Origin of the sequence: Acinetobacter sp. NBRC 100985 (assembly GCF_000241225.1) — a bacterium.
Classification (GTDB): Bacteria; Pseudomonadota; Gammaproteobacteria; order Pseudomonadales; family Moraxellaceae; genus Acinetobacter; species Acinetobacter venetianus.
This window is the reverse complement of the sequence record NZ_BAEB01000052.1, coordinates 1-23,778: the sequence shown is the minus strand read 5'-3', so window position 1 is coordinate 23,778 and position 23,778 is coordinate 1. Positions and strand designations below refer to the sequence as shown.

At 37.9% G+C, this 23,778-nt stretch carries 21 protein-coding genes and 1 pseudogene; 11 read left to right on the top strand and 11 right to left on the bottom strand.

Features of this window, described 5'->3' with window-relative positions:
- Positions 1–260 precede the first annotated feature (260 nt).
- Positions 261–695, top strand: a complete 435-nt coding sequence (locus ACT4_RS15470; RefSeq protein ID WP_004880524.1) for a PaaI family thioesterase — start codon at positions 261–263, stop codon at positions 693–695.
- A 59-nt stretch (positions 696–754) separates the two neighbouring features.
- Here ACT4_RS15470 and purB read toward each other — a convergent pair whose 3' ends face one another.
- From purB to ACT4_RS15450, 4 genes are read right to left on the bottom strand one after another with little or no spacing between them, the layout of a single operon-like run.
- Positions 755–2,143: an adenylosuccinate lyase gene (gene purB, locus ACT4_RS15465; RefSeq protein WP_007483745.1), complete on the bottom strand. Its 1,389-nt coding sequence runs from the start codon at positions 2,141–2,143 to the stop codon at positions 755–757.
- 55 nt (positions 2,144–2,198) lie between these two features.
- Positions 2,199–2,930 carry a high frequency lysogenization protein HflD gene (hflD, locus tag ACT4_RS15460; RefSeq protein ID WP_004880522.1) on the bottom strand — a complete coding sequence of 244 codons (732 nt, stop codon included), beginning with the start codon at positions 2,928–2,930 and terminating at the stop codon, positions 2,199–2,201.
- Between the two features lie 18 nt (positions 2,931–2,948).
- Positions 2,949–4,082 (bottom strand): tRNA 2-thiouridine(34) synthase MnmA, encoded by a 1,134-nt coding sequence (gene mnmA, locus ACT4_RS15455; RefSeq protein ID WP_004880521.1) that lies wholly within the window; start codon positions 4,080–4,082, stop codon positions 2,949–2,951.
- A 4-nt stretch (positions 4,083–4,086) separates the two neighbouring features.
- Entirely contained in the window at positions 4,087–4,575 is a 489-nt protein-coding gene (locus tag ACT4_RS15450; RefSeq protein ID WP_007483741.1) for an NUDIX hydrolase, read from the bottom strand.
- A gap of 374 nt (positions 4,576–4,949) precedes the next feature.
- On the opposite strand from ACT4_RS15450, the gene ACT4_RS17405 reads away from it, so the two are divergent.
- Entirely contained in the window at positions 4,950–5,819 is an 870-nt protein-coding gene (locus ACT4_RS17405) for a hypothetical protein (RefSeq protein ID WP_007483739.1), read from the top strand.
- A gap of 234 nt (positions 5,820–6,053) precedes the next feature.
- On the top strand, positions 6,054–8,003 hold the full coding sequence (locus ACT4_RS15435) for a M13 family metallopeptidase (RefSeq protein WP_081399772.1): 1,950 nt from the start codon (positions 6,054–6,056) through the stop codon (positions 8,001–8,003).
- Between the two features lie 52 nt (positions 8,004–8,055).
- Here the strand turns inward: ACT4_RS15435 and ACT4_RS15430 are convergent, their stop codons facing one another.
- The 3 genes and pseudogenes from ACT4_RS15430 to ACT4_RS15420 all read right to left on the bottom strand — a co-directional run bounded on the left by ACT4_RS15430 (position 8,056) and on the right by ACT4_RS15420 (position 10,357).
- Positions 8,056–8,601 carry a gamma carbonic anhydrase family protein gene (locus ACT4_RS15430; RefSeq protein WP_007483734.1) on the bottom strand — a complete coding sequence of 182 codons (546 nt, stop codon included), beginning with the start codon at positions 8,599–8,601 and terminating at the stop codon, positions 8,056–8,058.
- A gap of 90 nt (positions 8,602–8,691) precedes the next feature.
- Positions 8,692–9,840 (bottom strand): D-alanyl-D-alanine carboxypeptidase PBP5/6, encoded by a 1,149-nt coding sequence (gene dacC / locus ACT4_RS15425; RefSeq protein WP_004880516.1) that lies wholly within the window; start codon positions 9,838–9,840, stop codon positions 8,692–8,694.
- A 114-nt stretch (positions 9,841–9,954) separates the two neighbouring features.
- Positions 9,955–10,357: pseudogene (locus ACT4_RS15420) on the bottom strand (MCR_0457 family protein).
- A 320-nt stretch (positions 10,358–10,677) separates the two neighbouring features.
- Here ACT4_RS15420 and ACT4_RS15415 point away from each other — a divergent pair.
- Positions 10,678–11,040, top strand: coding sequence for a glyoxalase/bleomycin resistance/dioxygenase family protein (locus ACT4_RS15415; RefSeq protein WP_007483731.1), 363 nt, complete (start codon positions 10,678–10,680; stop codon positions 11,038–11,040).
- Positions 11,041–11,139: 99 nt separating this feature from the next.
- Here ACT4_RS15415 and ACT4_RS15410 read toward each other — a convergent pair whose 3' ends face one another.
- Positions 11,140–11,514, bottom strand: a complete 375-nt coding sequence (locus ACT4_RS15410; RefSeq protein WP_034605360.1) for an MCR_0457 family protein — start codon at positions 11,512–11,514, stop codon at positions 11,140–11,142.
- Positions 11,515–11,617: 103 nt separating this feature from the next.
- Here ACT4_RS15410 and surE point away from each other — a divergent pair, with 103 nt between their 5' ends.
- The 3 genes from surE (at position 11,618) to ACT4_RS15395 (ending at position 14,369) form a co-directional block, all read left to right on the top strand.
- Positions 11,618–12,388, top strand: coding sequence for a 5'/3'-nucleotidase SurE (gene surE, locus ACT4_RS15405; protein WP_007483729.1), 771 nt, complete (start codon positions 11,618–11,620; stop codon positions 12,386–12,388).
- A 111-nt stretch (positions 12,389–12,499) separates the two neighbouring features.
- Complete coding sequence (locus ACT4_RS15400; protein WP_007483724.1) at positions 12,500–13,309, top strand: peptidoglycan DD-metalloendopeptidase family protein; 810 nt, start codon at positions 12,500–12,502, stop codon at positions 13,307–13,309.
- A 130-nt stretch (positions 13,310–13,439) separates the two neighbouring features.
- Positions 13,440–14,369, top strand: a complete 930-nt coding sequence (locus ACT4_RS15395) for a LysR family transcriptional regulator (protein ID WP_004880504.1) — start codon at positions 13,440–13,442, stop codon at positions 14,367–14,369.
- A 37-nt stretch (positions 14,370–14,406) separates the two neighbouring features.
- Here ACT4_RS15395 and ACT4_RS15390 read toward each other — a convergent pair whose 3' ends face one another.
- Positions 14,407–17,037 (bottom strand): Lon protease family protein, encoded by a 2,631-nt coding sequence (locus ACT4_RS15390; RefSeq protein ID WP_007483722.1) that lies wholly within the window; start codon positions 17,035–17,037, stop codon positions 14,407–14,409.
- 282 nt (positions 17,038–17,319) lie between these two features.
- Here ACT4_RS15390 and ACT4_RS15385 point away from each other — a divergent pair, with 282 nt between their 5' ends.
- The 4 genes from ACT4_RS15385 to rpmE all read left to right on the top strand — a co-directional run bounded on the left by ACT4_RS15385 (position 17,320) and on the right by rpmE (position 21,428).
- Positions 17,320–19,494 (top strand): MFS transporter, encoded by a 2,175-nt coding sequence (locus ACT4_RS15385; protein ID WP_007483720.1) that lies wholly within the window; start codon positions 17,320–17,322, stop codon positions 19,492–19,494.
- Between the two features lie 2 nt (positions 19,495–19,496).
- Positions 19,497–19,898, top strand: coding sequence for a lactoylglutathione lyase (gene gloA, locus ACT4_RS15380; protein WP_007483719.1), 402 nt, complete (start codon positions 19,497–19,499; stop codon positions 19,896–19,898).
- A gap of 139 nt (positions 19,899–20,037) precedes the next feature.
- A complete protein-coding gene (locus ACT4_RS15375) occupies positions 20,038–21,006 on the top strand; it encodes a bile acid:sodium symporter family protein (RefSeq protein WP_007483718.1) in 969 nt (322 codons plus the stop codon).
- Positions 21,007–21,203: 197 nt separating this feature from the next.
- Positions 21,204–21,428, top strand: a complete 225-nt coding sequence (rpmE, locus tag ACT4_RS15370) for a 50S ribosomal protein L31 (protein WP_005231378.1) — start codon at positions 21,204–21,206, stop codon at positions 21,426–21,428.
- Positions 21,429–21,532: 104 nt separating this feature from the next.
- On the opposite strand, the gene ACT4_RS15365 is transcribed toward rpmE, so the two are convergent.
- A complete protein-coding gene (locus ACT4_RS15365; RefSeq protein WP_034605357.1) occupies positions 21,533–23,629 on the bottom strand; it encodes an EAL domain-containing protein in 2,097 nt (698 codons plus the stop codon).
- Positions 23,611–23,778 (bottom strand): hypothetical protein (locus ACT4_RS17580; protein ID WP_007483716.1); only part of this gene is annotated, 168 nt, incomplete at its 5' end. The genes ACT4_RS17580 and ACT4_RS15365, both read right to left, overlap by 19 nt.

Below are 23,778 nucleotides of genomic sequence, written 5' to 3'. Positions count from 1 at the left end.
CCTCTACTGATATCACCTTAGACAAAAGATATTGCCAAGTTTGCAAAGTCTTACGTGTAAACACATCATCACGTTGACAATTTATCTTAGCATAGTTATGGTATGAATAATAAGTTCCAAAAAAGAACTTAAATATATCTGCTACATTTGTGAGTGTGATCTAAATTGTGCTGAAAGGCTTAGCTCTGATACAACGTGACTGCTAAGCATTTGTTGAATGGGGAAATTCTGCCCTAATCTAAGGAATTGAGGAACTATTAATGAATCCATTAGAAATGACTGGTTTGGAAATAATGCAAGCGTTTGCTCAAGGCTTAGTTCCTGAGCCGGGGATCGCAAAAACAATGCCGATGAAGCCACTAGAAGTAGAACATGGACGTATCGTATTTAGTGCAATTGCAGATGAAAGACATACCAATCCTTTAGGTGGCGTGCATGGTGGATTTGCTGCGACGGTTTTAGATTCTGTGACAGGCTGTGCAACCCATACAGTTCTTGCTGCTGGAGAAGGGTATGGCACAACAGATCTGAATGTGAAAATGTGTCGTCCGTTGCCATTTAATAAGCAGTTAATTGCAGAAGGAAAAGTGATTAATGCGGGACGTAACTTAGTGATCTCTGAAGGTTATATTCGTGATGAAGAGGGAAAGCTTTATGCACATGCAACGGCAACCAACATGATTATTCGCCGTTAATTTATTTTTAAAACATAAAAAAGCAAAGCCGAAGCTTTGCTTTTTTGATTTAATACTATTTAGATTTTGCTGATCAAATCATTAATTTGTTTTGCTTGTTCAGCAGCATTACCTGTATATGTCGCAGGCGTAAGCTCGGCTAAACGAGCACGTTCCTCAGCTGGTACTTGTAATAACTCATCGCCATTTACAAAGTTCACCATCATGTCGCGTGTCATTGCTTGACCACGAGTGAGTGCTTTTAATTTTTCGTATGGTTTTTCAACGTTATAACGACGCATAACAGTTTGAATTGGTTCAGCAAGAACTTCTTGTGCTTGGTCTAAATCTTCATTTAAACGGTTCGCATTGAGTTCAAGTTTACCGATTCCTTTTAAGCATGCATCAAAAGCAATTAAACTTTGTGCGAAACCAACGCCCATGTTACGAAGAACAGTTGAGTCAGTTAAGTCACGCTGCCAACGAGAAACTGGAAGTTTTTCACCTAAGTGACCCAATACAGCATTGGCAATACCTAAGTTACCTTCTGAGTTTTCAAAGTCGATAGGGTTCACTTTGTGTGGCATGGTTGAAGAACCAACTTCACCATCTTTTAACTTTTGTTTGAAGTAACCAAGAGAGATATAACCCCAAACATCACGGTTAAAGTCGATCAAGATCGTGTTGTAACGGCGTAATGCATCAAATAATTCAGCCATATAATCATGTGGCTCAATTTGAGTTGTGTATGGGTTGAATGCTAAACCTAAAGATTCTACAAATGCTTGAGCATGTGCAGCCCAATCAATTTCAGGGTAAGCAGAAAGGTGAGCATTATAGTTACCTACAGCACCATTGATTTTACCAAGTAATTCTACATTTTCGAATTGCTTGATTTGACGTGCTAAACGATAAGCAACGTTAGCCATTTCTTTACCCAACGTAGTTGGGCTAGCAGTTTGACCATGAGTACGAGACAACATTGGTTGTTCAGCATGAGTTGTTGACAAAGCAGAAATCGCATTCAAAATTTGCTTCATGCTTGTAACTAAAACTTCACGACCATTTTTAAGCATCAGCGCATGAGACAAGTTGTTGATGTCTTCAGACGTACATGCAAAGTGAATGAATTCACCTGCATTTTTTAATTCATCGATGTTGGCAATTTTTTCTTTAAGGAAATACTCAACAGCTTTTACATCATGGTTTGTGGTACGTTCGATTTCTTTAATGCGATTCGCATCTTCTTCTGAGAAGTTTGCTACGATTGCATCTAACGCGGCATTTGTTTCAGCCGAGAAAGCTGGAACTTCGATGATTTCTGCACGATTTGCAAGTGCTTGTAACCAACGCACTTCAACCGTGACACGAGCGTGGATTAAACCAAACTCAGACAAAAAAGGACGTAGCGCATCACATTTGCTTGCATAACGTCCATCAAGTGGTGAGAGTGCGGTTAAAGCATTCATACAGATTCCTTAATTTTGGAATAAACATAAAAAATAAATTCGTTTTAGCATCGGTTTATACCACCTGATACTGCAAACGAGCGAGAGCTTGAATATCTTGTAAAAGCTTACGTTTACTAAAAATCATACTCCATGAGCTGCCACCAAGTTGTCTCCAAAGATGAGCAAGCTGTAGACCTGTAAATAAGCAGGCACGGATTCGGTTGGTATGATTAATATCTTTGAATGCTTCGGCATTACCACGCACTAAAATTCGTGGATTGATTTGACCAGCTGTTTCAACGTAAGTTTGCGCCAGATTGGCAATAATACTTGGGTGTAAATAGTTGTTATCGAAAAAGGACAACTGCTTTAAAATTTTTTGTTGTGCTGTTTCGATGATTTTGACGTATTCAGGATTACTATAGACTTTCTTTTCAAGCTGTAGCAAAGCCATTGCATAAGACATCGGTAGCTTGGCAGTAGAAAGTTTGGGCACTCTTGATTTTGGTGCGCTATTAAACGGTTGAGTAATACAACCTTCTAATGTTTTTAGACCAAGTGAAATATCTGCAAGTTGATTAAAGAAGTCTAGCGTCTGTGTAGCATTGTTACTTGCTGGGCGGATATTTAAACTTGCTTTGATCAGCAGTTCACAATAAAAATTACCACTATCACCAATACTCTGCTGACCAGCCATTGCGGTCATATGCGTCAGTTGAGTTGCTTGAAAGACAGCTGCCAATGCCAAAGCACGGTTTTGTCTAACATTCAACGCTTGAGTGTGCTGAAAGGGTAACTCCGCCATGCTTCGCTTCCAATTTCCTTAAATAAAATCTGGTTGAGGTGCATTGGTATGGTGAATAACACCGCCGCCTAAGCAAACCTCTCCTGAATAAAACACCACACTTTGCCCAGGAGTAACGGCACGTTGTGGTTCATCGAATTCCACGCGAATTCCAGTTTCACTATGTTCATCACGGTAAATTGTACACGCTTGATCAGGCTGACGATAACGAGTTTTAGCTGTACATCGGAAACCTGTACTTGGAATATCCTGTTCGCCTGCAACCCAATCAATCGACTCGCTCCAAAGTTGCGTACTTTGCATCAATGGATGTTCATGACCTTGACCAATCACCAGTCGGTTATTTGCAATATCTTTATGTAATACGAACCATGCACCTTCTTGTACACCTTTCATACCACCAATACCAATACCACCACGTTGACCGAGCGTATAGTACATTAAGCCATGGTGTTCACCAACTTCTTTACCTGACTCTAAAACAATTTTTCCAGCTTGCGCAGGGAGATATTGTTTAAGAAAATCAGTAAAGCGACGTTCACCAATAAAGCAGATTCCAGTCGAGTCTTTCTTTTTCGCTGTAGCTAAATCAAGTTCTTCTGCAATGCGGCGAACTTCTGGTTTTTCAATTTCACCAACAGGGAATAGGGTCTTGTTAATTTCACGACCATGCACTGCATGTAAGAAATAAGTTTGGTCTTTATTATTATCCACACCACGTAACAATGGTGCGTAGGTTTCACCACGAGAGTTTTGTGTGCTTTCACCGCGACGTGCATAGTGACCTGTTGCAATAAAATCTGCACCTAAAGTCATGGCATGGTCGAGGAACGCACGGAATTTAATTTCTTTATTACAGAGAATATCTGGGTTTGGTGTACGACCTGCTGCGTATTCAGCCAAGAAGTGTTCAAAGACACGATCCCAGTATTCCATGGCAAAGTTGGCGGTATGTAACTTAATGCCGATTTTATCTGCAACGGCTTGAGCATCCGCTAAATCTTCGAGTGCTGTGCAATATTCCGTTCCATCATCTTCTTCCCAGTTTTTCATGAAAAGACCTTCAACTTGATATCCTTGTTGAAGTAATAGCGCTGCAGAAACAGAAGAATCTACACCACCAGACATACCGACGATGACACGTTGTTGCATCTAATTAAGCATCCAAATGAGAAGTGAGTGAGGGAGAGAAAGGGTGCTCATAAATAAGCGATAATGGATATTTTTTGCCAGCTAGGGCATCTTCAACAGCTTTTAAAACTAATGGACTGCGCGCACGAGCAGATTCTTGCAATTCTTCCAAATTCATCCAAACCGCACCGATAATACCTGTATCCAGTTGCGCATTTTCCTCAACGGAAGTGACATGTGCCAAAAAGCAAAAACGATAATAAGTACGATCTGGGAACATTGGTGGGGTATAGGTATAGATTCCAAGCAAATGATCTATTTCAACATGATGACCAGTTTCTTCCAAGGTCTCACGGATCGCTGCTTCAATAATCGTCTCACCACATTCGACATGACCAGCAGGTTGGTTAAACACCGTGTGCACAAAACCCTCGCTGTGTTCTTCAACAAACAGAAAACGTCCGTCTTTTTCGACAACAGTGGCAACTGTGACATGAGGTGTCCAAGCGGTCATAGAAAGCACCATGGTTTTAAAAAACGTATTCTACAAAATTTGGGGGAAGATGGCTAGGCTGTACTTAAATCTTAAAACAGGTGTGTGTGGTCTATATAGTTTTTATTAGAAAACATCATAAACTGAATAATTGAAATACTTTATCTATCAATAGGAGTGTTTTTTGAAGTATTCGGTCTTTTATTTAAGTGGTTGTAATTAACATTTGTATTTTATATTTTGATGAGTTTCACTAAAAATTATTTAATTTTACTAAACAAGTATTTTGTTAAAAACCCCTATTTTTTAGTTACAAATTTTAGGATTTATAATGTAGATTTTATTTTAAGTTTTATTATTATGAAGTGATTAAAATACACAATGAGAATGCCATAATGAATAATAGAATTACTTTGGGGAATATAATATTGGTCGGGTTGCTATCTTCTACAACTCTTTATGCTTCAACTCCAGTTGAATTAAGAGATATGATTGGAGCTAGGGCAAGTTCTGGGGAATCTATACTAAAAGATCGCGGATATAAGTATATTAAAACACAAAAAAGTAATGACCGTAGTTGGACATATTGGCTTAAGTCAACAACTGATACTTGTATTGCCGTAGCTACTTATGATGGCCGATATGAATCAATAACAGAGTCACCTAATGATTGTCAAAGTAGCTCATCTATGACAGGTGGTCAGAAAGCTGCAGCAATCATAGGTTCTGCAGTGGCATTAGGGGCAGCAGCAGCAATAATTAAGCATGAACATGATAAAAAAGATGATGAACATCATAATAATGATACTCCTAGAGAAATTAAAAATTTAGTAGGTAATCGGGAAAGTGGTGCTGAGAGAATATTGAGAGATAATCGTTATTATCATTTGCAAGGTGATAATTATAGTAATAATCGTAAACAATCATTGTGGTGGAATTATAGTCAAACTGATTGTATTAAAATGACTGTTTCAAATGGCAAAGTGAGTTCAATAGAAAATAAACGCAGTCAAGAATGTAGAGATCATCAATCTAATAATAGTTATCAAGATAATAACAACCATAACAACCATAACAACCATAACAACCATAACAACCATAACAACCATAACAACCATAACAACCATAACAACCATAACAACCATAACAACCATAATAGTGGTTATTATTCACCTAGCTCAGGGGTAACATGTTATGAAGCTACTAGACAATGCTATCGGGCTGGAAAGGGCGTAGATCAATATTGGACTAATCGTGAATTTTAGTCTTGAATCTAATTTATGATTAATTCTCTTATAAATTTTATCGCTTGAAAAGCGAATAAAAGCTCGAATAAGAGCTGATGTTTTTCAGAGGGTATTATTATCTTAATAAAGAGTATATGAAATGAAGTTAAAAATATTATTTCCATTCATTATAATCAATGAGGTTTTTTTAGGAGGGGTAGTACATGCAGAAGAATATAATAAAGATCAACCATTAGGTTTTTCAATAAAAAAATGGACACCAGCGCAGATCCGAGAAATAATTTTCTACGATATGCATCAGGTGTGTGGATGGATAAAGTTAAAATTCCTTCTGATCAACAGGATATAGGTTCATTTAGATTATTAAAGGAAAATATCGATATACAGTTAAGTGAAATAATCCATGGTGCATCAAAACAAAGTAACTTGAAGCCATTTACAATATCACAACAAGTTGGTGATTTTTACAAATCAGGTATGGATGTTGATAGAATTAATAAGTTGGGAATAAAACCTATACAAAAGGATTTAAAACAAGCGGATGTTGCAGTAGGATCTCCAAAAGCCTTAGCAGAATTTAATGTGGATTTAATGCTACGTTATGGAGCTTCTCCAATTTTAAATGTTATACCTGATGTTGATCAGAAAATAAATGATCGATATATTTTACAATTCTTGCTCGGAATGAATCCATTAAGTCAAGATGAGTATTTAAATCCAGAGCAGAAAAAAGTTCAGGATGATTATGTTGATTATATTAATAAAATTCTATTGGCTTCTGGTGAGAAAAAGTGGGATGCGAAAAAAAATTCTCAGTTAATTTTTAATATTGAAAAACAGATTGCAGAAATATCTTTAACACCAATTCAGTTGAGAGACCCTGTTTCAAATTACCATAAAATGACATTGGAGGAGGTGCAAAAGTTAATTCCTTTCATTGATGTAAAACAGATGTTAAATAAAGTGAATATTGAAGTCGGTGCTTTTGAGAGCGTACTTGTACGTAATCCTAAAGGATTGATTGGAACTACAAAAATTATTGAGAATTTGAGTAAGGATGAGCTAGCCGAATTTTTACGTTGGCGGATTTATCTTGGATCGATTGGTAGTTTAGGAGAGCCTTGGCATAGCATAGATCAAGAGTTTACTCGTCAACGAAGTGGTATTCAGCAAAATGTTTCTCATGAACGAGAAATAATCGAGCAAACAACGAGTTTATTAGCACATCCAGTATCAAAGCTTTATGTAAAAAACTATTTTAATGAGTCTACTCGTAATGATGTGACTGAAATGGTAAAAAATATAAAAAATACATTTAAGCAACGTATTAGCAATAATCAGTGGTTGGATGAAAAAACACGTAATGCTGCTTTACTAAAAATAGATAAGATTGATATTCAAGTTGGTTATCCCGAAGATTGGATTGATTATAGTAGTGTTTTAATCAAGCCAGATGACTATCTTGGTAATGTTCAAAGGATAAGATCATTTTCTACAATGCGTGAGTTTAATAAGTTAGGAAAGCCTGTCATTAATGAGCGGTTTGCTGTAGCAAATATTACGACACCTACATCTGTAAATGCAGCTTATATGCCAACATTGAATGCAGTGGATATTTCTGCTGCTATCTTGCAAACACCATTTTATCAACCAGCGGCAGATAAGGCGATAAATTACTGTACTATGGGTGCAGTAATAGGACATGAGTTAACTCATGGGTTTGATAGTATGGGGCGTAATTTTGATGAAAATGGTAAATTAAATAATTGGTGGGCTGATAAAGCAGCTATAGAATTTAAGAAAAAAACGGATATGTTGGTTGAGCAATACAATCAGTATGAGGTTTTACCAGATATTAAACAAAATGGTGCATTGACTGTAACAGAAAATACGGCTGATGTAGGTGGGATAGCAATCGCTTTTTCAGCTTTAGAAAAGGATATAAAGAATCATCCCTCAGATTATCAAGAAATAGATGGGTTATCTCCAGAACAGCGTTGTTTTATTGCGTGGTCTCAGTTATGGTCATTCAAAGCACGCCCTGAAAGAATAAAAACTTTGGTAAATACAGATTACCACTCCAATGGAAACGTTCGAGCAATAGCTCCATTGTTACATTTAGATGGATTTTTTAAAGCATTTGATATTAAAGAGGGGAATCAAATGTGGTATCCACCTAAAAAACGCGTCACAATTTGGTAATAGAGTTACAATATTTAAAGAGTTTGACAAGAATTGTGAAACTCTTTAAAGCTTAAAGATTGAAATTTTTTTGATAATTATCCTTCACTTTCACATAGTTCTGCGCCGAATAAGCAAGGAATGCCATTTCTTTTTCAGTCAGTGCACGAACTTGTTGTACTGGACTACCCACATAGAGATAACCACTTTTTAAAACTTTACGTGGTGGCACAAGACTACCAGCACCAATCATTACATCATCTTCAATGATCACATCATCTAAAATCACAGTATTAATGCCGATCAAGACGCGATTACCAATCGTACAACCATGTAAGGTTACATGATGTCCAACGGTCACATCCTCACCAATTACTAAAGGTGAACCATTTGGTTTAGATTGATTTTTATGGCTGACATGCAACATACAATGATCTTGTACATTACTATTTTTACCAATCTGAATCGAATTGACATCACCGCGAATCACGGCAAAAGGCCAGACAGAAACATTCTCAGCAAGTTTTACATCACCAATTACCACTGACATATCATCAATGTAACAACTTGAATCTATATCAGGTTTTTGGTCTAGATAATGGCGAATGTTGTTTGACATAGCAGTATTCAATTGAAGATTTAAAAGAATTATAAAATAAAAAAGCACTCAAGCTAAATAGCATGAGTGCTTGATTTCACTATTCTAAAATTAGAATAAGTTACTGAAGAACATTTTGATGTGATCAATCATACGCGCAAAGAAACCCGCTTCCTCGACAGGTTTTAAAGCGACAAGTGGCTTCTCAGCAATCACTTTACCATCAAGACTTGCAACTAATTTACCTACAACTTGACCTTTCGCTAAAGGCGCGTTCAATTTAGGTTGAACTACAAGTTGAGTTTTAATGTTATCCGCTCGACCTTTAGGCATCGTTACGCTGAAGTTCTCAGCTAAGCCAATTTGAACCTCATCTTCTTTACCGAACCAAACTTTGGCTTTAGCAAGTACTTGGTTTGCAGGTTGAACATTAACAGTTTCAAAGTTTGCAAAACCCCAAGCAAGTAAAGTACGTGTTTGGCTTGCACGCTCATTCATGCTTGGTGTGCCGAAGATGACAGAGATCAAACGCATTGGCCCACGTTTACTTGAAGTCGTTAAGCAATAACCAGCTTCATTTGTATGACCTGTTTTTAAGCCATCAACACTTGGGTCAGTGTAAAGTAGGGCATTACGGTTGCCTTGCTTGATACCATTAAAGGTAAATTCTTTTTCTGAATAGATTGGGTAATATTTAGAACTGTCTTTGATAATGTGCTGAGCAAGAACAGCCATATCTTTCGCAGTAGAATAATGACCATCAGCAGGCATACCTGTCGAGTTGATGAAGTTTGTATTCACCATGCCAACACGTTTTGCTTCTTGGTTCATCATGTAAGCAAAAGTACCTTCATTCCCTGCAATGTGTTCAGCCATTGCTTTAGACGCATCGTTACCTGACTGAATAATGATACCGCGTAACATTTCTAGAACTGTTGCAGTGCCATTTAATGGAACATACATACATGATTCAGAACTGCTACCACGACACCACGCAGATTCATTCATACGTACTTTTTCGTCTTCAGTTAATTCACCCTTCAAAAGTTTCTGCTCAATGATGTAGCTTGTCATCATTTTAGTCATTGAGGCAGGCGCAAGTTTTTCATTTTCGTTTTTTGCAGCGAGAATCTGTCCAGTCTCATAGTCCATGAGTACATAGGATTTATTATTTAATTCTGGTGGAGCAGATAGGACAGTTGCTGCATAAGAAAAGCTTGGCAAAAGTAGTAATGCAGCAAGAGCGCTTTTTTGAGTCATTCTAAGTGGTTCCAATATCTTGTGTGAAGCAGTAGAGCCTAGCATTTTAGGATAAAGCAAAGCCGACTTCTATGGGCGAAGTCGGCTTTTTCATACAGTATTGTAACGAATCGGTTACTTAGAATAATAATTCCGAACATCATCGCAGATTTGGCGATTATCTTCTTCAGAAGCTGCCTTTGCATCTGCACGTGCTTCTTTTAAAGCAGCTTGGAAATCTTTGCTTTTTGCGCGTTTATTGAGGACTTCAACGGCATTTGGATCATTGTTTAAATAAGCTTTAACTAAGTTTTCATAAGCTTTATTAAACTTGAGATCTTTTCCGATTAATTTAGGGCAAGTCTCAGAAATAACATAGATCGCAGCAAGCTCTTGAGGCGTGACGCTGTCAGTTGTTGGAGTAACTTCAATTTTCTCAGTCTCAGACTTTTTTGTCAGCTGCAAAAACTGTAGGAGATAAAGTGCTAGACGCGATGAGAAATGATAAACCTAGTGTTTTAAAAACATTTTTCTTCATAAGAAACCAAACTCAAAACAAGACTTAAAGAATTTGAATAACTTATAGCATAAAGTAAATTAAAAATTGTATCTTTGCTGTAGGAACCATGGAGAAAATGTGGTTTTAAATTTTCATAATCTCAGACATTGCAACGATGCTGAGATGAAATTGTACTGAGGTTTAACAGCTTTATTTCTCCTTATATGTTTAATATAGATGAATTTACTTTTCGTATTATTATAAGAATGAATATGGTCGATAGAACTGTATTTTAAATGAATAAGTTAGATAAAAAGACGAGTGAAAATAACAAATCTGTATCGAACAGGAGTAATAAAATGAAGACAAAATTCGCAGGTGGTATTGATATCGCCCTTAAACTTCCACCACATCAATTTGAAGAAACGGTCATATTTTATCGCGATGTGATTGGCCTTAAACAAATTACAGAAAAAGGCACAGCAATAGGTTTTGAATTTGGCCCTGTCAATTTATGGATTGATGTTGCATCTGGAATAAGTCAAGCTGAGCTTTGGCTTGAACTATTTACTGATAATTTTTCTGAAGCTGCTAAATATTTGAGAGACGCTGGGGTAGTGCGTTGTGATGCGATTGAACCTTTAGCTGAAGGTTTTCGAGGAGGTTGGATTATTAGCCCCGCCAATATTGTTCACATGGTCCGTGAACCTGATGCTTGGTAGTGATTGTTTAAGACGGGCTTCACTCATTTTGTGAGTAGATTAGGGATGATGTGGTTTTAAAGTGCCATATTTTAAAACCACATTGATGCTTTTAGAGGATTACTCTTCGTAATTTAATACATCTTCACAAACTGATTTTTGCTCAGCTTGGCTGACTTCTTTTGCTGCTTGACGCGCATCTGTCAGTAGATTTTGGAACTCGCTATCTTTTTGCAAGCTGTCTAAAGTCGTGGACTTATTTGAGTAGTTACTTAAATAAGAATTAACAATTTTCTTAATATTTTGATCAAACTTTGCATTTTTACCAATAATGCTTGGACACATTTCGATCAGTACTTGTGCATTCGCGATATCATCTTTAATCAATGCATCCGCTTCAGCTGCTGAAACTGCCTCGTCAGCAAAAACCGTTGGTGCAGTAAGAAGTGCGAAACTCACCCCAAAAACTCGAATAAAATTAGATAAATGTCTCATAGTTACTTAAATTTCTAATACTAAGAAGTAATAAATATATATAATTCAATGAATAATTCAATTGAAAAAACTCAGTAGTAATATTTGAAGAGATAGGATTTTAGTGAATATTTTAATTGCAAATGATGATGGTGTTTTCGCTCCTGGTATTCAAGCATTGGCTCATGCTTTGAAACCTTTAGGCCGAGTCGTTGTGGTTGCTCCAGAAAGTGAGCGCAGTGGCTTTTCAAGTGCTTTAACGCTTGATCGTCCTTTACGTCCAGTGCAAATTTCGGAAGATGTCTGGGCGGTAAATGGTACACCAGCAGACTGTGTTTATTTATCTATGAATGGTCTGTTTGATTTTGAATTTGACCTAGTCGTGAGTGGTATAAATAGCGGTGCTAACTTAGGCGATGACGTTTTATATTCAGGTACAGTGGGCGCTGCATTTGAAGGTCGTTTAATGAAACATCCAGCAATTGCAGTTTCTTTATCTGGTTCAAATGTGCGTTCTTATGAACACCCTCAAGCATATGCACAAGCAGCAAAATGGGTTCATGATTTTATTGCTAAAGGTCTACCTATTTTACCTCCGCGTCATATTTTCAATATTAATATTCCTGATGTTGAAGAAATCAAAGGTGCTCAAATTACTTATCAAGGGCGTAGAGCACAGTCAAAACCGATCACTAGCCATGTAGACCCGCGTGGTCGACAAGTTTATTGGATTGGACTCGCAGGTGAAGCTGTAACAGAACCTCAACCCGCTTCGAGTCATATTCAATCTGATTTCTTTGCGGTATCGAATGGATATGTCAGTATTACGCCGATTCAGATGGATGCAACAAATTATGCTGTGCTTGACGATTTACATGCTCTTGTAAATGGTTAGCGGTGGCTCTGTTATAACTTTGTGAATATAGAATGTGAAAACTCGTTTTTTTTCACTATTTTGGTACTCTAGGGCCGAAATAAATTAAGCTTTTTTAAGATGGGGGTGAAGATGCACTTAAACCAGGTCTCGATTTTTCTATCACAGAAGATGATTAAAACAATCGTATTGTCTATGGCGGTAGCAACAACGGCGGCTATTGTGACTGGTTGTGCATCTAAACCGCAAATTCACGGCGGAACGCGTTTTGCTCAAGCTCCAAATTATTACACTGTAAAATCAGGTGATACCTTAAGTGGCATTGCAAATCGTTATGGAATGAATTATCTCGATATTGCAGCTCTCAATGATATTGCACCGCCTTATCGAATTTATGTGAATCAATCTCTACGTCTCAAAGGCTCAGCATCTAAACGTACAACATCAACGCAGACAATCACACAAACTGCACCTATTCAACGTCAGAGCATTCAGTTGCCTACGCAACAGCCTGTAGCACCGAAACCTGTTGTTCCAGTCGTTCCTGTGAATCCAACTTCATCGAATCTAGCTTCAAACCTACGTTGGGTTAAACCATCAAATGGTCCTGTGATTCAGACATTTAATTTGGCGAGTAATGTCAAAGGAACACGTTACGGTGGAAATGAAGGTGATCCAGTATTTGCTGCCGCCAATGGTCAGGTTGTTTATGCTGCCGACGGTTTAAAAGAATATGGGAACTTAGTGTTGGTTAAGCATATTGATGGCTATATCACAGCGTATGCACATAACAGCAAAATGCTCGTGAAGAGTGGCGATAATGTCACTGCTGGTCAGAAAATCGCTGAAATGGGTTCTTCAGGTGCAACACGCGTGATGCTGGAATTCCAAGTTCGTATAGATGGTAAACCAGTCAATCCAACTACAGTTTTACCAAATTAATTTTCTTTTTGGCAAAACAAACTTTCAACAAATTGTTAATAATCACTGGTCTAAGACTAGACTTCTCTGTATACTCTTATAGATTGCTTTAATTAGAACAATAAGCATATAAATAAATAGAGGGAAGTCTATGTTAGATCAATTGCGTGCAATGGGGGTCTTTGCGTGTGTTGTAGAGAAAAGTTCTTTCAGTGGTGCAGCGAGAGAATTAGGAATTACAACAAGTGCAGTCAGTCAACAAATCCGTTCTTTAGAACAAGAAATGGATGTCACTTTATTACATCGTTCAACGCGTAAGCTTAGTCTTACTGAAGCAGGGCAAGCATTCTTTTTAAGTTGTCAAGAAATGCTCGCAGCGGCTGAACGAGGTAAAATTCGTATTAATGAGTTACGTGATGATCTGGTGGGTGATTTACGAATCTCGACTACACCTGAGTTAGGTGCATTACATGTTATCCCAGCACTTTCTCATTGGATGTCAGCGCATAAGGGCTTGGCAATTCATTTTGAAGCAGATCATCGTTATATCGACTTAATTGAAGAGCGTATTGATATCGCTGTCAGAATGAGTCTAAAAATGGATGATCATAATCTAACAGCAGTCCCACTGGCTCGTGTCGATCAAGTATTGGTTGCTTCGCCTAGCTATCTCAATCAATCTTTGCCAATTACAAGACCTGAAGACTTACGTCATCATGAGTTGCTTCCTGTAACGTTAATGCAAAATTATCAACATTTTGCATTTCGTCATGGGTTGAGTGGTGAAGTGGTGAATGTAGATATGAAAACACGTTTGGGTACAAATAACGTTTTTGTCGCAAAGTCACTCTGCCAACAAGGACATGGTATTGCACGTATTCTTTATATGGATATCCAAAAAGAGCTAATCAATGGTTCATTGGTCGAGGTCTTGCCTGACTGGCACATGCCATCTTATACCTTGCATGCTTTAACGTCTAAACGTGAACAATATCCAATGAAAGTGCATCGTTGTATTGATGCATTAAAGCAATATTTTGCACAACTCCCTGGAGGCCGTTCCTTGCAAGGGGTAGCCTAACAAAAAAGCCATGTTCCGAGGAACATGGCTTTTTCTTTTAACGATGTTTCTTTTTACTGAGAGGTTTTAGCGTTTTAGCTTCAGCGAGAGCTTCCTCAGAAGCTTTTGCATCGGTTTCATCTTTTTTAGACTTCTTACGTTTTTTCTTTTTCTTTGGTTCATCCTCTTCTACAGCTTCACCATCCTCTATCGCTTGCCAGTACTCAAGTTGTTCCATCACAGCAGCATAGATTGAGTTTTTGCTGTAACGACCCTTTTTATCAAGTGTTCCTACTGGACGAGCCATTAAAATTTCTAAAGCTTGATCAATGGTGTCAATCGCATGTACGTGGAATTGCCCACTTTCAACGGCATCAATAACATCTTGACGTAACATGAGGTGTTGCATGTTTTGACGAGGAATGATGACACCTTGTTTACCTGTGAGTCCTTGCAGCTTACAAGCATCGTAAAAGCCTTCAATTTTGGCATTTACGCCGCCAATTGGCTGAACTTGTCCTAATTGGTTCATTGATCCAGTAATTGCCCAAGATTGATCAATTGGAATCTGACAAATCGCAGAAATGAGTGCAGAAAGTTCAGCTACAGTTGCACTATCACCATCCACTTGTCCATAACTTTGCTCAAAAGCTAATGCTGCTGAGAAGTGCAGAATTTGTTCACGACCAAAGTGAGCTTTGAGGAAGCTCGACATGAGCAATACCCCTTTAGCATGTAATGAACCACCTAGCTCAACACTACGTTCGATATCTAAGATATCACCACCACCTTGATAAACTGAGGCAGTGAGGCGAGAAGGTAAGCCAAATTCGACATCAGCATAGTGAATTACAGATAGAGCATTAATTTGACCTAGACGATGACCTGAGGTTTCTATCAGTTGAGTACCGCGAGATAAATCTTGCCAGTAAAGCTCACGTAAATACCCTAAGCGATATTGACGATGATGGAGAGCTTGATTCACATGCTGATCCGTTACGATTTTATCGTTACTTTTGAAAGCATGATGATGTGCTTCACGGATTAAATCACCCAGCGTAGAAGCATGTAATGAAAGTGAACTTTGATCTTCGGCTTGACGACTTGAATCGGTAAGCAAAGCTGCTAAAGCTGAACGATCAAATGGAAGCAATTTGTCTGCTTGTACGTAGTCTGCAATCAACTGCATATATGCTTGTTCATTGCTGTCATTACGTTGTAATGTATCAGTGAAATCAGCACGAATTTTGAAAACGCTACCGAGTTCAGGCTCAACTTCTAAAATTTCATAATAGATTTCAGGTTCAGCAAGAAGTACAACTTTGAGATCCAAAGGTACAGAAGCAGGTTCAATTGAAATACTGCCAGTTAATGTCAGCATATGTTCAAGCGAAGAAAGCTTAAGTTGCCCTGATTTAAGTGCACGTTTTAAACCTTGCCAAGCATAAGGTTGCTCAAGTAAATGCTCAGCTTCAAGCATGAGGAAGCCACCATTCGCTTGATGTAATGAACCTGGACGGATTAAGGTAAAGTCTGTCGTGATCGTACCATTATGAGTAAGCTGTTCAACATGCCCAAGTAAGTTATAGTGTGTTGGGAAATCCTCAAAAATAACAGGCGCACCACTATTTGGTTTATTCGATACGATGACATTGGCTTGATAACGAGAAGGGACCCGATTAAATAAAGCTGGCGTAAAGTCATCCTCTTCCTGTTCTAAAATCAGTTCAACATTATCGATAATGTCATCTGCATATTGTTTAAGAAATTGCTCTAAACCTTTAACTTCTTTGTTTTTGTTTAGAATCAGGTCAACACGCGGCATAACCACTTGTGTCGCAATTTCTCGATTAAGGATAGACACTTGATCTCGCGCATCATCTTCCAAATCACCAAGATGTAGACCAAGTCGGTCTAATTTTTTTTCCATATAGCGAATATTGGAGGTGATCTCAGCGCGTTCTTTATTGCTAAGCGTATCAATATCTTCTTGCGTCAACTCATGATATTCATCATCTCGAAGCTGCATTGGAATGAAGACATGTTTGTCATTACGGGAAATAAGCTTAAGGTCTAGGTCTTCTCCTTCTTTAGTCAGTTCAACTAATGCTTGTTGTTGAACTTCACCTGTCGCTTGGCGAATACGTTCGATACGATTGTGATAACTTTCAGCGCTAAAGCGACGTTCGAGCTGTTTTAAAATAACCTGCCATGCTTGTTGTAAAGCATTTTGAAATTTTGTCCCTTGTCCAGCAGGGAAGCGTAGAGCAATCGGTTGTCTTGGGTTTTTGAAGTTGTTGACATACACCCAATCATCTGGGGTTTGCATGGTCTTGGCATGTTGCTGTAACAAACGTTTAATCATTGTGCGTTTGCCTAGCCCCGCTGTACCTACTGCAAATATGTTGTAGCCAGAATAAGGTAAAGAAATTCCAGCCTCAACAGACGCGCGTGCACGATCTTGCCCAAGAAAATTATTGAGCGGTTTGATACGTCGAGTCGAGCTTGGAATTTCTAATAAATCTGGAATATGTGTCAGTTGTTCTGCTTTTAAAGCTGTTTTAATTAGTGTTGGTTTGATTTCCGTCTGTTCAAAAGCGCTTGGGAATGAATTAAGTGTTGCTGTAATCGTGTTTGTTGGTGTTGATGATAAAGCTGTTGCAGTCATTTGATCGAGTTTTTGGGTCATTGCTATCCAACAAATAAACGTTAGTTGAGGGTTTGGTCATTTGATATTCCAGATATGCTTATATGACTGACAAAAACTTGCTTTATTTTTGAACTAGGTTGCAAGCATATTTGAAGTATCAATCGACTCTCTTAAAGGTATACAGTTTTAGGTCTAAAGATCAAGCGAACTTGTGTTTTTTATCGACAAAACAAAACAATAGTTGCATAAAGCAACTTGCAAGCAATCACAAGAAACGATTGAATAAGCACATTCACGCATATTCATGGAAAATAATAAGCAATGACGACTCAAGCCTCTGGTTGGGCAGCTGCATTTAAAGCTTTTTTAGATCGCCGTGCTCTGATTATGTTATTTCTTGGTTTCTCAGCGGGGATACCAATTCTATTGATTTTTTCTAGCTTATCATTGTGGCTAGGTGAGGCTGGTATTGATAAAAGTGCAGTGACTTTTTTTAGTTGGGCTGCATTAGGGTATTCATTTAAATTTGTTTGGGCACCATTGATTGATGAGTTGCCTGTACCATTTTTGACGAAGTCTTTAGGTCGTCGACGTGCTTGGTTGTTAATTGCACAGTGTTTAATTATCTGTGCCATTTGTGTTATGGCCTTTTCTGATCCAGCGCTTGGGCAAAGCTATTTAATTCAAATGGCGGCTGGTGCAGTTTTACTTGGTTTCTCTGCTGCTACCCAAGACATTGTGATTGATGCCTATCGTATTGAGCTTGCTGAAACAGAAATGCAGACGGTTTTAGCTTCAACATACAATGCAGGCTATCGAATCGGGATGATTGTTGCTGGTGCTGGCGCATTATTCTTAGCAGCCTATTTAGGTACAGCAAAAGGTAATTATATTTACGAGGCTTGGAAATATACTTACTTAGCGATGGCAGCCGTGATGGCAATCGGTATCATCACAACACTCAGTATCCGTGAACCTCAGGTTAATCGCGTTTATAAGCATTATAAAACCACAGATTATTACCGCTTGGTTTTTGTTTTCTTTATTGCTGTTGCAACATTCGTGGTGAGTTATATTTATTCGGGTAATGTAACTGAAGCAATTTCAAAGGTTGCTGCTATCAAAGATACAGCAGCCTTATTTGGTTTAGAGGCATTAAGATTTTTAACTGCAACAGCAACGGCTTTATTGATCGGTTTTGGGTTGGTAAAAGCAGGTGTTGTAAATCAGCAAATGGCAAAGGAAACTTGGGTTGCACCGATTTTAGATTTCTTTAAACGTTACGGTGTTAAGCTTGCACTTGTACTTTTATTGCTGATCGGTTTCTTCCGTATTTCAGACATTATTGCGGGTGTAATCTCGAATGTGTTCTATCAAGATTTAAATTTCAGTAAAGAGCAGATTGCTGAAGCGGTTAAAATTTATGGTGTTTTATTCAGTTTGGTTGGTGGTTTCTTAGGTGGCTTATTAGCACAACGCATGAATATTATGAAGCTCATGTTTGTTGGTGCTGTTTTAGCGAGTTCGACCAATTTGATTTTTATTGGTCTAGTAAAGTCTGGTAAGCCGCTTGATCAAGTTGAATTGCAAATCGGGGATAAGCATTATCAAGTAAAAACTGATGAAGTCGGATATTGGAAATTACAAGTACCGAATCAAGAATTGTTAAATGCTCACTCGGTACAAGTAAGCACTCAGTATCAAAATCAGGCTGACTCAAAAATCAAACTGGAAGTTCCATATTTAATTGAAACAACGCAGCCTCAAATTCAATTGTTGCCGATTAGCAGTGATGATCAGCTAACTGCAAATGAATTGAAGCAAAGTTTGGTTGTCAAAGGGCAATTGGCTAATGTATCCATAACAGATTTAGATGCTGATAGACCTGTTGTCTTAAAGTTAGATGGACAAGAGTTTGTTGCAAAAGTTGATCAGAGTGGCTTATTTAATGGTGTAATTGATGGTAAGGCTTTACAAGCATCATCAACTAGAACAATTACAGCTTCAGCGAATTTGACAAATAATAACGGCAATCAGTTATTGGCTACGCGACAATATCAAATCAATACAACGGCTCCAGCGAACTCTGCTTTGGATATTGACATTCAACCTGTTGCGGTCGTAAGTCCTGATCAGCAAGGTTCAGTCGAGCTTTCAGGTAAAGTCATCAAAACCTATAGTTCCTTATGGCTTTACATGGCCATCATTATGGATAATTTAGCTTCTGGTTTGGCTGGTGCAGCATTTATTGCATTCTTATCGAGTTTAACCAGTGTTTCATTTACAGCGGTTCAGTATGCCATTTTCAGCTCATTAATGACCTTAACACCAAAACTGTTAGGCGGTTATTCGGGCACAATTGTCAGCAATATCGGTTATCCGAATTTCTTTTTGATGACAACTTTAATTGGTATACCTATTTTAATTCTTGTGGTTTGGGTTGCAAAACTTTTACGTGACCATGAGAACCAAACAACACAACAGGCAGGTGAATAAATATGCGCATGTTACATACGATGCTACGAGTAGGCAATTTAGAGCAATCTTTAAAGTTCTATACTGAAGTGCTTGGTATGAAATTGCTACGCAAACGTGATTATGAAGAAGGGCGTTTTACTTTGGCTTTCGTTGGTTATGGCGACGAAGAAAACAATACGGTGCTTGAACTCACCCATAACTGGGATACATCTAGTTATGAATTAGGTAATGCATACGGACATATCGCGATTGGTGTTGATGATGCCTATAAAGCATGTGAAGAGATCAAGGCGCGTGGTGGTAAAGTTGTGCGTGAAGCTGGACCAATGAAAGGTGGCGTAACGGTAATAGCATTCGTTGAAGATCCTGACGGTTACAAGGTTGAATTAATTCAACAGGATAAAAATGCACGTAATAACTAATTTGAATTCATCTTAAGCTGAAGAATTCTCATTTAAAAGCGCTAGCATTATTTATATAGCCCAGTATGATGTGTTGATCAAATGGTCAACAATATTATATTGGGCTTTATCATAATTAGTGGGTGAATAGGAAAAAGTTATGTTGAAACTTTTGGCATTGGATCGCTTTACAATATTCTTGGTTGCGATGGTGTTACTCGCAACATTTCTGCCTGTTTCAGGCCAACTAGCATCCTATTTCAATATTTTAACGACCGCTGCAATCGCAATACTTTTCTTCTTACACGGTGCGAAGCTTTCTCGGGAAGCGGTTGTGGAAGGCATGTTACATTGGAAAATGCATGCTTTAGTTTTTGCTTTTACCTTTCTTATTTTTCCAGTGATCGGATTAGTTGCTAAACCGATTTTAGAGCCACTTTTAGGCCAGCAGCTTTATTGGGGCTTCTTGTTTATGTGCTTTTTGCCATCAACAGTGCAGTCTTCAATTGCCTTTACTTCGATTGCAAAAGGTAATGTCGCTGGAGCGGTGTGTAGTGCTTCTTTCTCTAATATCATCGGTATGTTCATTACACCGATTTTAGTGAGCTATTTCATTTTAGGTCAGAGCCAACATGGTTTTGATCCAACAAAATCTATTATTCAAATTACTTTATTGCTGTTAGTTCCTTTCATTTTGGGACAATTATTAAGGCCTTATATTTTCCCGTTGATGGTGAAAGTGCCAAGCTTAGTGAAAGCTTTTGATCAAGGCTCGATTCTGATGGTGGTATACGGTGCATTTAGCAGCGCTGTTGTAGCTGGTCTATGGCATCAGGTGAATGGGATCACTTTGCTTTATCTGGTACTTGCTTGTTCAGTTCTTTTAACGATTGTGATGTTGCTTGCGTTATATCTACCGAAATGGCTGGGCTTTAATCGTGCTGATCAAGTGACGATTTTCTTTTGTAGTTCTAAAAAAACTTTAGCGAGTGGTGTACCCATGGCGCAAATTTTATTTATTGGCCAACCATTAGGTATGATTGTTTTACCTATCATGATTTTCCACCAAATCCAGTTAATGGTGTGTGGTGTGATTGCGAATCATTGGGCAAAATCGAAGCAAGAATAGTTCGCATAATTTGATTTGTTGGCGTATAATGCTCGCCACTTGTTGGCTTTGCTCTGATCTTAAAGGTCTCGGTGGGTCAAAAGAAATGGTCTGTTATGGTGTTGATCTGCAAGTTGAATAACTTTGCTTTCCTCATTATGAGAGTGATCAATTGCGATAACAGCTTAAGCCTTTCTTGTTAATTAGGAGCATCGACCATGCGCGCCGATATTCACCCAAAATACGAAAAATTAGTTGCTACTTGTTCATGTGGTAACGTAATCGAAACTAAATCTGCGCTTGGTAAAGAAACTATTTACCTAGACGTATGTTCAGCTTGCCACCCATTCTACACTGGTAAACAAAAGAATGTGGACACTGGCGGTCGTATCGACAAGTTCAAACAACGTTTCTCTGGTATGTCACGTTCTATCAAACGTTAATACCAAGAAAGAAAAAACGGGCAATTTGCCCGTTTTTTTTGTGCCCTTAATTTTACGCTTTACCTTAATAAAAGGTGAGGAGTCATCAAACTCCTCAACGTGGACTATTGGTCTTGTACATCAGTTAAGCGGTCAAGTTTCTTCTGGAAATAATTACCTTGTAAGAAACGCGCTTCAACATTCCATGCATTCGCAAAAAGATTCATATCATTCAGATCAATTAAGAGAATTTCTACAGATTTTATTCCTATGAAATGTAGAATTTTTTCTTGCAGCGTAGCCATATCTTTATCTGAAGCCAATTGCTTGGTTAGCTTATTATCGAAGCTCAAATATTGTGTATCAATCTGATTGAGGATGGATTCGCTATACAGTGAATTACCAAAGTTACGGATAGAAATTTCAGCACCGTGTTGACGAAGTAAAGCGATTTGAGGTTGTGCTTGAGATAAATTCTGTTGTAAAGCCAATTCTGAAAACTGAAGAATTAATGGATGTGCTTGTTTACTTCCAATAATGGTGAGTAATTTTGCAATTAATTCAGGTAGTTTCTTATCATTCAACAAAATATGATGATTGAGGTTAACAACGAGCTTGGCTTTCGGATATTGGGTAATGAAGTTGTGTAATTGCTTACATGCCTCAACCAAGATCCAGCGATCTAATTGTACAGATAACTCAGGATCATCTTTTAAATCACCAAGATCATTTAAATCTTGCCACTGATTGTTATGAATAAACCCACCAGTGACTTCATAGGTATGCGTATATTGATCTTGTTTGTCATAGAGCTGCTGATATTTCAGATGAATATCGCCAGCATCAAGTTTTTGTTTTAACTCTTGTAATAATGTTAATTGAACAGCCTTTGGAATATGTTCTGTAGTGAGACCAATGTCAGCATCAATTTTTGGTGTATTCAATGTTGGCAATTGTGATGAGAATGCTTTCGTCAAAATTTGCTCGAATGCAGTTTCATCATTTATTTGCTTGGGAAGTTCGCTATATCCCAGTTTTAACTGTAAAGGGAAGGTGTATTGTTCAGTCGCTAGCAACTGCGGCTTTTGTAGGTTGTTTAAACCAATCAATAGTGAATTTAAAACTTCTTTTGATTCGGCTTGTAGTAAACCTGCATGAAGTGATTTTTCAATCTGATAGATTGGAATATTTACTTGCTCTTTAATGAAGTTTTGAATGTTTGAAAAATACGCTTTAGTTCCACGCCAGTCATTTTGGAAAACCTCATTTGGGCAGTGATTTAAACTAAATAAAACTAAAGCATTTACATTCGCGGGGTGGTTGGTTAAATGGCGATTAATCTGTTGTAAGGCAGTATTTAGACTTGAAACTTTCTCTGCTACGGCTGGTGCAACTAAACTAGTAGGTGTTGAGATACTAATTGATGAACCACATTCGATATTGAGTTGAATTTCATCTTCATCGCCAGAAGGAATAAACTCGACTTGCAAAGGATTATTCTTGACGGTTGGATTTTGAGTATGAAGTTCAAAACGCCCATGCTCAAATTGACCTTGTGAAATCTTTTTAAAGCGGAGTTTAAATTGAGCTAAATCTTCTGGTTGTAAAACGTCAAGAATTGGTAAACCAATCAGATCATCTTCGCTGTTGAAGCCAAATAAATTTGCATATTCTGCATTGGCACTCATGTGAATACCTTCTTGCAAAAGTGCAACGGCTTTGTGACTCTCAGCAGCTAAGGATTGTGCTTGAGTTTGTGCGGCCTCTAATTCATTCAATAAACGATGTTCAGCTTGAACTAAACGACTGTATGAGAGGGCACGAACAATACTGATATAGAACGCTTCTGGTGCTTTTAGATTTAAGACATCATAAATGCCTTTATGAATGTAGCTTTGATATTGATCAGCACTGTAATTTTCTGGCTCTAGTAATAAAATGGGCAAGCTTGGCTGAGCTGATGCTTGAATTAAAGACAGTGTTTGTTCAATTTTTAAATCGTAGGCACGCCCAAAAATGACAATGTCCCAAGGTAAGTTGAGTTGTTTTTCAAAAGCTTTAAAGTCATCTAGTAGGGTTGCTTTCACCTGATGATCTTGTGAGGCAAATATTTCTAAGACTTGATTATAACGGAGTTGGTTATCATCAATAATTAATAAGCGTGTTTCTGTACGTTTTAACTTTTTAGAGAGTAAAGAATTTCTCACTTCAATGCTTCCCATAGATCTTGATCATTTGTATCCATATTATTTTGTGCCATGAATTTTTGTAGAACAGGCTGTTCTTCATCATTCAATAGTTCAAAATCAAATTGAATAAAGCTCTGGGTAATTAGCTGTGCCGTTAATAAATACACTTTTACTTCCTCTTT